This window comes from Bradyrhizobium sp. Pa8 (genome assembly GCF_052588265.1).
Map to the genome: position 1 here is coordinate 146759 of NZ_CP176768.1, position 13035 is coordinate 159793.

Annotated in this window: 9 protein-coding genes and 6 pseudogenes; 10 read left to right on the top strand and 5 right to left on the bottom strand. The window is 59.5% G+C overall.

Going from position 1 to position 13035, the window contains the following annotated elements:
* Nucleotides 1–663 precede the first annotated feature (663 nt).
* The 9 genes and pseudogenes from ACKWRH_RS45945 (at nucleotide 664) to ACKWRH_RS45985 (ending at nucleotide 9068) form a co-directional block, all read left to right on the top strand.
* Nucleotides 664–789, top strand: a complete 126-nt coding sequence (locus ACKWRH_RS45945; RefSeq protein WP_445222869.1) for a hypothetical protein — start codon at nucleotides 664–666, stop codon at nucleotides 787–789.
* Nucleotides 790–864: 75 nt separating this feature from the next.
* Nucleotides 865–2040, top strand: coding sequence for a nitrilase-related carbon-nitrogen hydrolase (locus ACKWRH_RS45950; RefSeq protein ID WP_445222870.1), 1176 nt, complete (start codon nucleotides 865–867; stop codon nucleotides 2038–2040).
* Nucleotides 2041–2167: 127 nt separating this feature from the next.
* Nucleotides 2168–3014: pseudogene (locus ACKWRH_RS45955) on the top strand (helix-turn-helix domain-containing protein); the annotation flags it as partial.
* A 657-nt stretch (nucleotides 3015–3671) separates the two neighbouring features.
* A complete protein-coding gene (gene ltrA / locus ACKWRH_RS45960) occupies nucleotides 3672–5201 on the top strand; it encodes a group II intron reverse transcriptase/maturase (protein WP_445222706.1) in 1530 nt (509 codons plus the stop codon).
* A gap of 64 nt (nucleotides 5202–5265) precedes the next feature.
* Nucleotides 5266–5733 (top strand): annotated as a pseudogene (locus tag ACKWRH_RS45965) (transposase); the annotation flags it as partial.
* A complete protein-coding gene (locus ACKWRH_RS45970; protein WP_445222871.1) occupies nucleotides 5672–6238 on the top strand; it encodes a group II intron maturase-specific domain-containing protein in 567 nt (188 codons plus the stop codon). The pseudogene ACKWRH_RS45965 and the gene ACKWRH_RS45970, both read left to right, overlap by 62 nt.
* A gap of 67 nt (nucleotides 6239–6305) precedes the next feature.
* Nucleotides 6306–6848: pseudogene (locus ACKWRH_RS45975) on the top strand (transposase); the annotation flags it as partial.
* Nucleotides 6849–6922: 74 nt separating this feature from the next.
* Nucleotides 6923–7626: pseudogene (locus ACKWRH_RS45980) on the top strand (IS3 family transposase); the annotation flags it as partial.
* A gap of 1181 nt (nucleotides 7627–8807) precedes the next feature.
* On the top strand, nucleotides 8808–9068 hold the full coding sequence (locus ACKWRH_RS45985; RefSeq protein WP_445222872.1) for a hypothetical protein: 261 nt from the start codon (nucleotides 8808–8810) through the stop codon (nucleotides 9066–9068).
* A gap of 195 nt (nucleotides 9069–9263) precedes the next feature.
* Here ACKWRH_RS45985 and ACKWRH_RS45990 read toward each other — a convergent pair whose 3' ends face one another.
* Both ACKWRH_RS45990 and ACKWRH_RS45995 read right to left on the bottom strand, forming a co-directional pair.
* Nucleotides 9264–10106 carry an IS5 family transposase gene (locus tag ACKWRH_RS45990; RefSeq protein WP_445222856.1) on the bottom strand — a complete coding sequence of 281 codons (843 nt, stop codon included), beginning with the start codon at nucleotides 10104–10106 and terminating at the stop codon, nucleotides 9264–9266.
* 79 nt (nucleotides 10107–10185) lie between these two features.
* Nucleotides 10186–10725 (bottom strand): annotated as a pseudogene (locus ACKWRH_RS45995) (transposase); the annotation flags it as partial.
* Between ACKWRH_RS45995 and ACKWRH_RS46000 the strand changes: the two are divergent.
* Nucleotides 10700–10882, top strand: coding sequence for a hypothetical protein (locus ACKWRH_RS46000; RefSeq protein ID WP_445222896.1), 183 nt, complete (start codon nucleotides 10700–10702; stop codon nucleotides 10880–10882). The pseudogene ACKWRH_RS45995 and the gene ACKWRH_RS46000 sit on opposite strands and share 26 nt — an antisense overlap.
* 281 nt (nucleotides 10883–11163) lie before the next feature.
* Here the strand turns inward: ACKWRH_RS46000 and ACKWRH_RS46005 are convergent.
* The 3 genes and pseudogenes from ACKWRH_RS46005 to ACKWRH_RS46015 form a co-directional block, all read right to left on the bottom strand.
* Nucleotides 11164–12000 (bottom strand): annotated as a pseudogene (locus tag ACKWRH_RS46005) (ISNCY family transposase); the annotation flags it as partial.
* A gap of 203 nt (nucleotides 12001–12203) precedes the next feature.
* The gene (locus ACKWRH_RS46010; RefSeq protein ID WP_445222873.1) at nucleotides 12204–12494 is read right to left on the bottom strand and encodes a WGR domain-containing protein; all 291 of its coding nucleotides are present in this window, start codon (nucleotides 12492–12494) and stop codon (nucleotides 12204–12206) included.
* Nucleotides 12495–12695: 201 nt separating this feature from the next.
* Nucleotides 12696–12959, bottom strand: a complete 264-nt coding sequence (locus ACKWRH_RS46015; protein WP_445222874.1) for a hypothetical protein — start codon at nucleotides 12957–12959, stop codon at nucleotides 12696–12698.
* Between the last annotated feature and the right edge of the window lie 76 nt (nucleotides 12960–13035).

Below are 13035 nucleotides of genomic sequence, written 5' to 3' on the forward strand. Positions count from 1 at the left end.
ATCGAGCTCCATGAGTGCTCCTAAGGTCCCTATGCCGATGCAACTGTGGCGTTTGCAAGATCAGCCGGCGCAAGGCACGCACCAAACAAGCACTCTCGGAAGCGGTGCGGCGAGGCGACTGAAAGGACGTCGTTTGCCGATGATGCCATTTGCCAATCTTTTTTTGCTGACGGGGAATTTGCCCGCAGTGGGTCTGACGTCATCTCTGAGTTGCTACACGGATGAAACGTTGCACGCTTCACTACACGAGGCGGGGGAAGGCGCAAAATACTTGACCGCTATGGAGACATCGGCGTCCGTGATGGATCGGTGCGTCTCGGCGCGAGGGCCCAGTGAACCATCCAGGGGCGTATGGCGCTTTCGGCCAGCTATTGAGTTGGCAGTGCAGAGGGCGCCCGTAATGCTATTTCCTTGCGGCTTCGCACGGGCTGCCGCAAGGAGCGGTCAATTTCTTTCGCACCGTTTTCGGAGTCGGCATCGCTTTGTGGATCGGGGCTGCGGCCAGCTTCGTCCTTGTCCACGCCGTGCTCTGGCAAAGCCGGCCGGGATGGGGGAGGGCGCTCTGTTTTGCGCTCGCAGCGATCCTAATGAGCTTGCCGCCCTTCGGCATCGTCGGATCGGCGCAGCCGATCACGGCGGCCGGCATTTGTTTTCGGGATGGGGATGGTGGGGACTGGGCGCGACCGCGCCATCCTGCTCACCATGACGACCGGAAAGTGGCCCGTTGCGGGAATCGTCGCGACCAGCATCTGGGCCTGGTCGGCCGCGCACTGGATCGCGCCGTCGTAACCAAACAGATGGGTTGGTCTCGATACCAAGCTTGGCAGCGTGCTCGGCCGGGCTCCGGACCTCGATCAAGCCCAGGTGCTTCTCCTGCGCCTGCGCGAAGTGGGCGCGGCTGGAACGCGCGTTGTCGTGCTCTCCGAGAGTGCGGCCGGACTGTGGACGCCGACCACAAGCGGCTTCTGGATGGACGGCCTTCCCGGCAACGACGTCACGCTGATCGCTGGTGCGGCGATCGTCGATCGCGAAGGCTATGACAATGTCATGATGGAGATCAGCGCCGGTCGTGCGCGCCGGCTCTATGGCGAACGCATGCCGGTCCCGGTCTCGATGTGGCAACCTTGGCTCGCATGGACGGGGCAGGGCGGTGGGGCCAGAGCCAGCTTCTTTGCCGATCCCATCGTCGAGTCCGCCGGCAGCCGCATCGCGCCCTTGATCTGTTACGAGCAACTGCTCGTCTGGTCCCGTCCTGCAGTCGACGCTCCAGTCGCCCGACGTGCTTGTCGCGATCGGCAACGATTGGTGGACCGCCGGAACCAACGTTCTCGCCATTCAGCGAGCCAACACCCAAGCCGTGGCGCGCCTGTTCGCCCTGCCGCTCGTGCTCGCGTTCAATACTTGAAGGGGATCAGCTTGATTGATGCTGCCACCATTCATCAATGCGCCGATCCGGGCTCGAGGCCCGCGATCGTCGAGAAATTCATCCGCGCGGTCGGGGCATCCGATACGCTCGCCGTCACCGTCCGGACCGGAAACCGCGTCATCCTGGTGACGCCGCCCAAGACTGCGGACGACGCCATGGAGCTGGTCCGCCGTTACGTTGGCCAGACGATGGTCCGCGTTGGCGTGAACCAATATCCAGCCGGGCTCGGTATCAACGACATTTCGGAAATCAAACCTGATCTGGTCGACACCTGCGCCGATATCAGGAGGGCCTTCCATACGACACCTTGGTTGAGGCCGTTTAGGAGGGGGCAGCGACAGCGCGCTTGGTCCTCTGACCGCGCCAGCCAGTCGGTCCAGCGTTCAAGAAGTCTAGTTGAACGTGTGAAGCCTGATCTTCAGGCTGCCGCTCAAAGATTTGCGTCGCGAGGCCGCCCCATGGCTGATCTTTCCCGCTGGCGTCCTTGCCTTTGGCGGAAAGCTGCCGCGCTACGAAGTCGGTGCGCCCCTTCAGGCGCGACGCGACGGCATTCGAAAAAGGGTGCGCGCGCAAAGTTCTTGAGTTCGATTTCCCAAGCTATGTGCGTTCGATAGGTGCCGCCGATTCTTCTTCGAGCACTGCAATCATGTCCGCTATTGTTCGCCGTCAGGGCCTGTGAGACAAATTGAATGGTTTTGCGGAGGGAGGATTTCTGGTTCATCGTAGCCACCAGGAGCGAAGATGAAGCAGAAATCCGGACCGGGCAAAGCGCCGGCAGAACAAGTGCTAAAGGACATTCGCCGCCAGACCCGCCGGCAATATTCGGCGGAAGAGAAGATCCGCATCGTGCTGGAAGGACTGCGGGGCGAGGAGAACATCTCGAGCTCTGTCGCCGAGAAGGCATCGCTGCCTCGATGTATTATGGCCGGTCCAAGGAGTTCCTCGAAGCTGGCAAGCGCCGCCTGGCGGGCGATACCGCGCGTGCAGCAACCTCCGGTGAGGTAAAGGATCTGCGTCGTGAGACGGCCGCGTTGAAGGAAGTCGTGGCCGACCTCACCCTGGAGAACCGGCTGCTCAAAAAAAGCATGAACGGCCCTTTCGGTGAATGCCTTGCATTCACCTGTCGGGTAAGAGATGGGGAGGACGAGGCATGAGATATCCCGCCTCCGAGAAGGCCGAGATCATCCAGTTGGTCGAGCAGTCGCATCTGCCGGCCAAGCGCACGCTAGACAAGCTCGGGATCCCACGCGCCACGTTTTATCGCTGGTATGATCGCTGCCGTGAGGGCGGCATTGAAGCGCTGGCCGATCATCGGTCCCGACCCGACCGGGTCTGGAATCGCATTCCCGACGATGTGCGGGGCCGGATCATTGATTTAGCGCTGGAGGTTCCGGAGCTGTCGCCGCGCGAACTGGCCGTGCGGTTCACCGACGAACGGAAGTATTTTGTCTCCGAGGCGTCGGTCTATCGGCTGCTGAAGGCGCATGACCTCATCACCAGCCCGGCTTATGTGGCGATCAAGGCAGCGAACGAGTTCAGGGACAAGACCACCGCCATCAACCAGCTCTGGCAGACCGACTTTACCTACCGTGCGCCTCGCCCCACATTTGGGGAAGCGCGTATGACTGGAATGCAAAAGCGAAAGGAGGAAGAAAAAAAATGACTTGTCCCCTGCTGTGAGGGGACACGAGCCCAAGCGGCGGTGACCTGTCGTCAACTGGCAGGGTGACGTAGCCCGCAGGTAAAGGGGATTGAGGCGAAGCCGTTAAGCCGAGATGGTCCCCGAGGCTGAAGTATTGGAAGGTTGAGGAACACGAACCGGTTCACCCGCATCTGAGGGCTGAAATGTCGCCTCCGCCTACACGGCTTAACAGGTGGAATGCTGATGATGTCGCCGGACAGATATGACGGCCGGCATCCGAACGCGAGCCCAGATGTAAGGACGCTCGCGAGGGGTCATGGGGAGAACGCAGCCAGACCATGGCATCGGCATCGACTTGCGGAAAGCAAGGGAAAAGACTGCGACCGGCAGCCTCACCAATACGATGACGTCCAGCATATGAACGAGGGAAGGCATGATGGAATACCCACGATGCTTTGTGTCGCAAGGGAGTTGACCCTGACGTCCACCATGCTGGCGGAGTTTCCGTAGTAGTCCGCGGCAGGGAAAGCCTGCCACATGGCGAAGGGGAACAGTTCAAACTGCTTGGAGTGCAAACTACCTGACCCAATGAGGTGAAGACCTTTGATAATCAGTGAAATGCAGCACAAGCTCGCGACATGGGCCGGGAGCGATCCGAACCGAAGGTTCGATCGCCTCCTTCGGCTGATTGCCAACCGGGAATGGCTTGCCGAGGCCGCTCGGATTGTTCTGGCGTCAAGTGGCGCACGAACACCGGGCATCGACGGAATAGATAAGCAACGACTGCAGGTCAGATTGGATCAGCATCTGGATGACCTGCGGAAAAGCCTGCTGGAGGAGAGTTATCGCCCCCAGCCGGTGAAGCGAATCTATATCCCGAAAACCAACGGCAAGCTACGCCCACTGGGCATTCCGACTCTGACGGATCGCATCGTCCAACGAGCCATGCTCATGGCCATGGAGCCAATCTGGGAAAGCGACTTCCATCGCCTATCCTATGGCTTCCGGCCTGAACGGAGCGTGCACCATGCCGTCCGCACCGTGAAGATACAGCTCCAGGATGGAGCCGACATGACGAGGGGCCGCTGGATCATCGAAGGTGATCTGGCAAGCTACTTCGACACGGTCCATCACCGGCTGCTTATCAGATGTGTGCGGCGACGAGTGCAGGACGGGCGGTTTGTTGATCTTCTCTGGCGGTTCCTGAAGGCAGGTCACATTGACCGTGACCTGTTTACAGCCTCCAGCGAGGGTGTTCCGCAAGGTGGCGTGCTGTCACCGCTCTTGTCCAACATCATGCTCCACGAGTTTGATGCGTGGCTGGAAGCGAAATACCTGAGCGACAAGGCTCGCAAGGACCGCTGGGCATGGAACTTCGGCATCAAGCTTGGCCGCCCGATCACGGTTCGAGAGAACCGGCAATGGAAGCCGGCGGTTGCTTATTGCCGATACGCTGACGACTTTGTCGTCATCGTAAAAGGGACCAAAGCTCAAGCAGAGGAAATCCGCGAAGAATGCCGCGCCTTTCTGGAAGGCAAGCTGAAGTTGACGCTGAATATGGAGAAAACCCATATCACTCACGTCAATGACGGCTTCGTCTTTCTGGGGCACAGGATCATTCGCAAGCGAGGGTCGCACGGGCGCATGTCCGTCGTCACAACGATACCCAAGGAAAAGGCGAAGGGGTTTGTTCGCAGGCTCACTGAAGCCCTTTCCGGCAATCATAGTGTCAGCACGGTCGACATGATCGCTGGCCTGAACCGTCAACTGGCGGGATGGGCAGCGTTCTATAAGTTCACCGACTTCACCGCGCACGTATTCCGGCGCATCGACCATGTCGTATTCTGGAAAATGGCGCACTGGCTGGGGCACAAATACCGGTCTCGCATCAAACCTTTGATGCGGAAATGGTACCGACCCCCGGAACCGGGCAAGGCGAAAACCTGGCTCGTGTTTGGTCGAAATGAACGCGGCGGGCCCCACGGAAAAGCACTTTACCGGCTTGTCTCAAGTCCGAAGGCGCAGTTCCGATGGCGCAATCCGGAGGAAAATCCCTACATCTTCCGAAAAGAAGCCCGCAGCACTGTCACCTCGCACTATCAGGATGTTGCTATGGCCATGGGCCAAGCTTGAACAGAGAGCCGTATGCGCTGAAAGGTGCACGTACGGTTCGGGGAGGAGAAGCGCGCTCGCGCTTCTTACTCCACTCCCGATGGCGCGCGGCTTCGTCTATTTGGCGGTTGTGCTCGACTGGTTCAGCCGCCGCGTGCTGTCGTGGCGCGTATCGATCACCATGGAGGCGGCGTTCTGTGTCGAGACGCTTCAGGATGCCCTGGCTCGTCACGGCAAGCCGGACGTCTTCAACACGGATCAGGGCTCGCAGTTCACCGGACAGGCTTTTACCGGCGCGCTCGCCGACAACGGCATTGCGATCAGCATGGACGGCAAGGGAGCCTGGCGGGACAACGTGTTTGTCGAACGGCTATGGCGCAGCGTCAAATACGAGGAGGTGTATCTGCGGGCCTATGACAGCGTCAGCGAGGCCCTCGCGTCGATCGGCCGATACCTCGACTTCTACAACGGTCGGCGCCCGCATTCGAGCCTTGACGGCGTCACCCCCGATCAAGCCTACTTCAACCCGCTGCCACTCCGCTTGGCAGCCTAATCTTGGCAGAGGCTCCACTTATCGACGCGGAAAATCTGTTCAGACAACCGGGACCAGCTCTGTTCGCAGGCTCACTGAAGCCCTTTCCGGCAATCATAGTGTCAGCACGGTCGACATGATCGCTGGCCTGAACCGTCAACTGGCGGGATGGGCAGCGTTCTATAAGTTCACCGACTTCACCGCGCACGTATTCCGGCGCATCGACCATGTCGTATTCTGGAAAATGGCGCACTGGCTGGGGCACAAATACCGGTCTCGCATCAAACCTTTGATGCGGAAATGGTACCGACCCCCGGAACCGGGCAAGGCGAAAACCTGGCTCGTGTTTGGTCGAAATGAACGCGGCGGGCCCCACGGAAAAGCACTTTACCGGCTTGTCTCAAGTCCGAAGGCGCAGTTCCGATGGCGCAATCCGGAGGAAAATCCCTACATCTTCCGAAAAGAAGCCCGCAGCACTGTCACCTCGCACTATCAGGATGTTGCTATGGCCATGGGCCAAGCTTGAACAGAGAGCCGTATGCGCTGAAAGGTGCACGTACGGTTCGGGGAGGAGAAGCGCGCTCGCGCTTCTTACTCCACTCAAGATCACCGGCTGGGGCTGGTACTACCTGTCGACCGTGCTCGATGACTTCTCGCGCTACATCGTGGCCTGGAGGCTTGGTCCCACGATGTACGCCTCCGACGTCACCGCCACGCTCGACCAGGCGCTCGCGGCCTCCGGCCTTGACCATATCACCGTCGCGCACCGGCCGAGGCTTCTCAGCGACAATGGTTCGAGTTACGTCGCGGACGATCTGGCCAAGTGGCTCGATCAAAAGGGCATGCAGCACGTGCGCGGTGCTCCGCATCAGACCCAGGGAAAGATTGAGCGCTGGCATCAGACTCTGAAGAACCGCATTCTGCTCGACAATTACTACCTGCCTGGCGATCTCGAACGGCAGGTACTCGCCTTCGTCGAGCACTACAATCATGTCCGCTATCATGAGAGCATCGACAACCTCACACCTGCCGATGTCTACTTCGGCAGGGCCGAAGCGATCCTTGCAGAACGCAAACGCATCAAGCTTGTCACTATCGCAAACCGCCGCTTGCAGCATCAGCTGCAGGCCGCTTAAACTCTAACCCCTGATGAGCCAGAGCCTCCCTTCTCGAAAAGCCCGATCAGTCTCAAATTATCTGACGACGGACACTGCACCTCGATTATCCCTTCGCAGGGGCGCGCATGCTGCGATCGCTGTTGCAGCGTGAGGGCATGCAGATTGGCCGCCGCCACGTCGCGACGCTGATGAAGCGCATGGGGATCGAGGCGATCTATCGCCGTCCGAACACGAGCAAGCCCGCACCGGGCCACAAGATCTACCCGTACCTATTGCGCGGATTGAAGATCGAGCGGCCGAACCAGGTCTGGGCATCTGGGCAATGGACATCAGCTACATTCCGATGCGACGTGGATTCGTATACCTCGCGGCGGTCGTCGATGTGTTCAGCCGACGGGTGTTGGTCCATCGCGTATCGATCACGATGGAGACGATATTCTGCGTCGAAGCGCTCCAGGAGGCGTTGGCGAAGCACGGCAGGCCCGAGATCTTCAACACGGATCAGGGTAGCCAGTTCACCAGCCTCGACTTCACCGGCGTGCTGCTGGACGCGAACATCGCCATCAGCATGGACGGCAAGGGTGCCTGGCGCGACAACGTGTTCGTCGAGCGGCTGTGGCGCACTGTCAAATACGAGGAAGTCTATCTGCGTGCTTACGACAGCGTGCTCGAGGCGCGAGCATCGATTTCCAAATATCTGGCGTTCTACAACCGAGGACGTCCTCACTCGAGCCTTGACGAACGCACGCCCGACGAGGCTTACTTCGGCGCGCAAACGATGGTGACGGCCGCATGATCGTCGCCAACGATTTTGCTGCGGCTCTGGTCGGGCTTACGCCCTCCCGATGTCTACTCAGGGCCGAAGCGATCCTTGCAGAACGCAGACGCATCAAGCTTGTCACTATCGCAAACCGCCGCTTGCAGCATCAGCTGCAGGCCGCTTAAACTCTAACCCCTGATGAGCCAGAGCCTCGCTTCTCGAAAGGCCTGATCAGTCTCAAATTATCTGACGACGGACAATCGTGCGTGAGGCAGCTCTTGTGGTCGAGGCTCCGGTCTGGTCTTCTTCAGATCGTACGAGACGACAAAATCCGGCATAGTAGTTGCTCTGCTCTGTGGCGCAGGCAGGCGGCAGCGCGGAGGTGACTCGGCGCTCGCTTAGTGGCCCCTTGAAAGCGCTCTCCCACCACGCGCCGCAAAAATTCGGTGGCCAGCCGTCGCCCTTGGATTAGCAGGGCTGACCACCCCGGCGCTTGGGGTGGTGCGTAACACGCGGAGCGCCATAAAATTGTATCGCGGAGGAGGCTGTATGGCACCTACCTGAATTAGTGACCGCCTAATCCAACCATTGGTCTATGCTGGGCCTTCAGGACTTGCAGATTTAGGAGCGACTAAAATTGGCTAAACGCGCGCGCATTCGCTGCGTCAACAAGACGAACAGAAAGAACCCTCACGCCGGTGAACTGATCGCTATACACGGCGATGAGATCGATCCAATCATCTCGCGCTCCCGGCGTCGCCGAGCGCCGCACGTCTGATGTCGCTCAACGATGTCGGATTGGTGACATGCACGTCCGACGAGCAGTGTGGCGCAGTGTCGAAGCGCACTATTTTGGTGCTCTTGCATTCTAGGTTCGTCTGGCACGCCGATTGCTGAGAGACGTATGGTTCTTGACCGGGAACTTCGCACCGGCGGCGCTTCACCGCCGTCCGTGCGTCTCTTCCGGAGGCCCGCAGATGATCTCGCGGGCTCGGCTCCAAAGCGCAAAGTTTCGTGCAGATCATGCCGTGATCCGTGAACAGGCTTTGCAGAATGCAATAGTGGTTCTCCGAGAATGGTCTGAGGAGAAGGCCGAAACGAGCGCCGGGCTTGCCGCGATCGCGGAGCTTATGGCGACCAAGCCGTCACCTAAGCCGTCTCAAAAACAAAAGCTCTCTTCATAGTCATAGGCTAGGACTGAGATGGCAGCAGGATGGATGGTTTCGATCGGCGTCGTCAAAGGGGACAAGGTTCGATATGTGACTTACGCCGTCGCAATCGCTGATCCGGCAGAAGCCGTGAAGGCCTCATTGGCTGCCAGCACGGGCGAAGTAGCGATCGCGAATTCCGAGCTTCGCGAAGCAGACTTGAAGGGCCTAGGATTAAAAGCCGGCGAGCTTGTGGCCGTATACGATGACCGGACTGATCCGCTGATGTCGCGCACGTGGCGTCCGATCGAACCGCACGACAAGAATTAGCAGGTACTTCACTCAATGGAGCGCCGGCTTGGGAGCTAGGGCTCGGGCGGCCTCGCCCCTTGGGCGGCCGAACAAAGAACTCGGACAAATGAACGCCGAGCGCATCGGCTGTCCGTCGTCGGATAATATGAGACTGATCGGAATTTTCGAGAAGGGAGCTTTGGCTCATCAGAGGTTAGAGTCTAAGAGCCTGACTCAAAATTGCATTGCTGTATTTATCGCTGCGATGCGCCTTGTCATGAGTTGGACAGAGGCGAGGAAGAGCCAGGCAGTTGCGCTTTCGATGGTTCGCTCGAAGTCCTTGGCCAATCTGCGGTTGCGGCCGAGCCAGGCGAAGGTTCGTTCGACCGCCCAGCGGCGCGGAAGCACCTCGAAGCCCTGTGCGGCATCGGAGCGCTTGATGATCTCGACAGTCCACCGGCCGATCTTTTCCAGCACCGCCTTGAGCTTTTCGCCGGCATAGCCGCCATCGGCGAAGATATGGCGCAGCCAGGGGAAGCGGTAGCGAATGCTGCACAGGACATCTGGCGCGCCGTCGCGATCCTGGACGTCGGCAGCGTGAACGATCGCTCCGACCAGGAGCCCTTGGGTGTCGGTGACGATGTGGCGCTTTCGACCCTTGATCTTCTTTCCCGCGTCGTAGCCGCGAGGGCCGCCACTTTCCGTGGTCTTGACCGATTGGCTGTCGATCACGCCGGCCGTCGGCGAGGCCTCCCGGCCGATCGCCTCGCGCGCCAGCATCAGGAGTGCGTGGTTGATCGATTGCCACAATCCGTTGTCGCGCCACTGGTAGAAATAGTACTGCACCGTGGTCATTGGTGGAAACAGAGTGGGCGGCAGCATGCGCCACGGCAATCCGCCGCGCAGCAGATAGAGCACTGCCTCGACGATGTCGCGATAGCTCCATTTCGGGCGCCGCACGCGCTTGGCCCGCACAGGAAGCAACCTCTCCAGCACGCCCCATTCCGCATCCGTCAAGTCGCTTGGCAAACGCAGCTCCTCTCGGGCAAACTGTGCCCGGGTGATATCAGTCCACATTCTCGATCCCTTTGATGCTTCGCAACACCGATGGAATCAGAACTCGCTGATATCACTCAACTTATTTTTCGGTCGGACACTAAGCTGCTCGCAATTGATGCTGCAAGCGGCGGTTTGCGATGGTGTTGCGCTTGATGCGTTTTCGCTCGGCGAGGATCGCCTCAGCCCTGCCGAAGTAGACATCGGCAGGCGTAAGGTTGTCGACGCTCTCGTTCGACGAAGGCGCGTATCTGCCGTTCGAGATCGCCGGGCAGGTAGTAGTTGTTGAGCAAAAGCGGTTCTTCAAGGTCTGGTGCCGGCGCTCGATATTTCCCTGGATTTGGGGATGATACGGAGCGCCGCGGACGTGTTGCATGCCCTTGTTTTCGAGCCAGCTGGCCAGATCGTATGCCACGTAACTCGAGCCATTGTCGCTTAGAAGCCTCGGCCGATGTGCCACGGTCGAGGCCAGAGGCTACGAGCCTGGTCGAGCGTGGCCGTGACATCGGCGGCAGCCATCGTGGGACCAAGCCGCCAAGCGACGATGTAGCGCCAGAAGTTCATCGAGCACGGTCGAGAGATAGTACCCACCCTATCCAGTCATCTTGAGGTAGGTGAAGTCGGTCAGCGAGTTCGAGGCCACACTCAAGCAGATGAAGGCCGATGCGTCCACGGCGGACGCGGCTTTAGAGAAGCTGAAGCACGCGGGTTGCGACTCCTGGTCAGTGCTGAGCGCCGCCTTGGCGGAATCCCGCAAAGCGTTCGATCAGGCCAACCAGGCGGTCTGGCATGCGTGAAAGGGCTCTGGCGCGAAGAGCTGAAGGTTGTCTGGTTCGCAGCTGGGCGGCGGCGATCAAGGTGAGACGAGGCGGCCGAGTCAGAAGATAATTGACGCTGGCTGCGGGCTTGGCAAGGCTTGATTGACGCGCCGCTCTCATCCTGATTGTCGCGCCATACGCAGCCGCCGCTTCAGGGGAGATGCGTAACAATCGTTCCTGAACGCTCAGGATGGCCGGATTGAAAAGATGGCGGTGCCCTGTGGCCGCAGCTCTTCATCGGGCATGACGCCGGCAGAAACGTTGCCGGCCTCGATGGCCGAGATTCCGGCCAGCCGCATCTCCTTCACCAGACGATCCTGCAGCGTTCCATTGGCACGTTCGAGGCGGCCTTTCGCCTGCGGAGCGTTGGCACAGATGATATCGATGTTGAGCTCGTGCAGCGCCCGGCCAAACTGGGTCATACCGTCACCCCCGGTCGCCCCGACCTTGTTCACCCGGAACGTCGCGTGCTTATCCGAGTAGAATGCGATCGGCTTGCCGTAGCGCTGCAAATAGGCGCGCGTCGCAGCAAAATAATCAAAAGTCGATTCCGTCTCTGCAAAGCGCAAGTGCATCAAACGGCTGGTCGCATCATCGATAAAGACGAGCAGGGTGCATTGTGGGCCGCGATCCTCGAACCACCAGTGTTCAGAGCCGTCGATCTGAATCAACTCGCCCACACAGTCGCGACGATGCCGCGGCTGGTAGACCCGTTTGAGCCGTTGCCGGCGATCCTGCCAGAGCCCGTCAGCCAGCATCCAGCGCCGTACCGTCTCAACACCAAAATGCAACCCATGCCGCTCCGCAAGCTTCTCGGCCGCCAACGTCGGGCCGAAGTCCCCGTAATTGGCCTTGATCAGCGCCATCGCTTCGGTCCGGACAACTGCCGGATACGCCCGATTGCTCGGTTTACCGCGCTTCTTGGAAATCAGCGCCGCAGGCCCGCCAGCGTGATACGCCTTGAGCAATCGGAACACCTGTCGCGTCGTCACGCCCATCAGCTGCGCCGCCTCGCTCGGTCGTATCCGCTCGGCCAGCAAATCCTTCAGCACGTGAACCCGGTCGATCTCCGTTCGGCTCATCGACAGCACCGTCATCACACCAAAACTCCCCAAGCCCTCATGGCCGGGACAGTGACATCTCTAATGAGGACAGGTGTGACCTTTCTAACGGTGGTCTACAGTGGTCTACAATTGTCATTCGCATAATATTGATTATGGAATACTTTTGCAATTCTTGGAATGCCGCCGAAGATGGCTTCGGATTACTTTGATATACTTGGATTGATATTTTGTCCAGATCAGCCCGCTTGCGGCGCGTCGCACGCCGGCTCCAAGCCCGAAAATTGCCGCTGGACGTAACCACGACGGGTTTTTCGTCTGAGCCAGGACTCAAGAGCCTCGACGGCCTGAACCCGCCCATCGAACAGATCGAGCCGCCTCTGGCCGCGCCCACCGAGACGGCCCCATTCACGCACCAAGGCGGTATCGCCAAACAGCGTCGGCTCGATCGTGAGCACATAGAACCGCGCCATGTTGCGCGCCGGATCGCGACGCTCGAGCACGAGGTATTGCACGGTGAGTTCGGACATGCGCCAGAATCGCAGTCGCCGAATCGACCGTCCAATTAAATAAATGAATCGATCATGGCCAACGATTCAAAAATTTCATGCAGGGAACGAGACAGTCGCGGTCAGGTTCGCGATAGGCAGTTGAGCTTAAGCCCGCAAGCTGGCGTACTCCCTGTAGATATCGTCTGAACGCGCGCTCGACGAAGATCCTCTCCTCCGACCTCAGGCATTGCGCAAGACTTCATCGAGTTGCACGACGAGCTTCGCCCGGTGCGCGACAGGAAGGTTGTCCAGATTGATCTGCTTCCAGCGCACCGCCGGCAGCTCCGACGCGCCAGGGACGCCCAGCAGGCTCCAATCCGGCTCGCCGCGCTTGAACCCTATGAGGAAGTCCTTGTGAGCTTGCGGCATTTTCCCCGCGAGTTCGCCGATCAGCGTCTCCCGGGCTTCGAGCAACTCGTCCAATGTTACTTCATCGGCGGTCATGCCCTCGAAGCCGTGCGTGAATTCGTGCTAGATGTCCTTGCGGCGACGAACGGGATCGTCTCGATCAACAAGGTCA

Bases quoted from the DNA above. Each gene is read 5' to 3' on its own strand.
- ACKWRH_RS45945 (WP_445222869.1), top strand. From the start codon at position 664: ATGGTGGGGACTGGGCGCGACCGCGCCATCCTGCTCACCATGACGACC.
- ACKWRH_RS46010 (WP_445222873.1), bottom strand. From the start codon at position 12,494: ATGTCCGAACTCACCGTGCAATACCTCGTGCTCGAGCGTCGCGATCCG.
- ACKWRH_RS45990 (WP_445222856.1), bottom strand. From the start codon at position 10,106: ATGTGGACTGATATCACCCGGGCACAGTTTGCCCGAGAGGAGCTGCGT.
- ACKWRH_RS46015 (WP_445222874.1), bottom strand. From the start codon at position 12,959: ATGACCGCCGATGAAGTAACATTGGACGAGTTGCTCGAAGCCCGGGAG.
- ACKWRH_RS45985 (WP_445222872.1), top strand. From the start codon at position 8,808: ATGGTTTCGATCGGCGTCGTCAAAGGGGACAAGGTTCGATATGTGACT.